We start from the raw sequence: 1,028 nt of genomic DNA, 5'->3' as shown, positions 1-1,028 counted from the left end.
GGTTGCCCATCCTGTTCGCCCTTCCTTACGCAATGTGGTTCTTCCTCGGTATTGAGGAACTTCCTCTTGCTGCTGAAGAATCCCACGACCCTGTTCGTGACATTCCCCGTGCTGGTCTGATCGCTCGCACCACCCTGATCGTGACCGGTCTGCTCGTGCTCTTCCTCAACACCGCTCTCGTGGGTGCTGAAGGAATCAGCGCAGCAGGTGAACCTCTGCTCGATGGTTTCCGCGCCATGGTGGGTGACGGTGCAGCTGCCGTGCTCGCACTGTTTGCACTGATTGGTCTGCTGGCTTCACTGCAGGGAATCATGTTCGCCTACGGCCGCAACATGTACTCGCTCTCACGAGCTGGTTACTACCCCAAGGTGCTCTCTCTGACAGGAAAGCGCGAAACCCCCTACGTTGCACTGACCGTTGGTGCAGTTATTGGGTTCCTTGCACTGATTGCAGTTGACTCCCTCGGTGGAGCAACTGGTGTTGCCGGAGCTATCGTGCTCAACATCGCAGTATGGGGTGCTGTTATCGCCTACATCCTGCAGATGGTGTCCTTCATCATCCTGCGCAAGAAGTTCCCCAACGCGAACCGCCCATACAAGAGCCCTTGGGGTATCCCCGGTGCTGTTATTGCGGCAGTAGTCTCGCTGGCGATCTTCTTCGGATTCTTCATCAACGAGCCAGCACGACCAGCCATCATCGCTATTGCTGTGATCTACGCATTGATGCTGATTGGTTTCGCTGTCTATGGACGTAAGCGCCTCGTGCTTTCTCCTGAAGAAGAATACGCAGTATCAGGTGGACTCCACGGTGACCCTCAGAAAGAGGGTTACGGCGGAAAGGTCGAGAAGGAACTTCTCGCTTCCGACGGAGTTGACGGAGAAAAGTAACCTCTCTAGAAACATGGGGCCGGTTCCTTCGGGAGCCGGCCCTTTTCTCTGCCAGAATTAAGTCATGACTGAACACAACCTCACTAAGCCAGAAATCGACGCACCCATGGGTGACGCTCCTTCTGAGCTCACCATTACAGA

The 1,028-nt window shown here is 55.2% G+C and carries 1 protein-coding gene; it reads left to right on the top strand.

Annotated features, from left to right (window positions below):
• The coding region (locus tag Q0362_RS02830; RefSeq protein ID WP_298119550.1) for an amino acid permease at window positions 1-887 on the top strand (887 nt) is incomplete at its 5' end.
• Window positions 888-1,028 lie beyond the last annotated feature (141 nt).

Origin of the sequence: uncultured Aurantimicrobium sp., from assembly GCF_936931525.1 — a bacterium.
Lineage (GTDB): Bacteria > Actinomycetota > Actinomycetes > Actinomycetales > Microbacteriaceae > Aurantimicrobium.
This window is presented reverse-complemented; position numbering and strand designations above follow the sequence as displayed.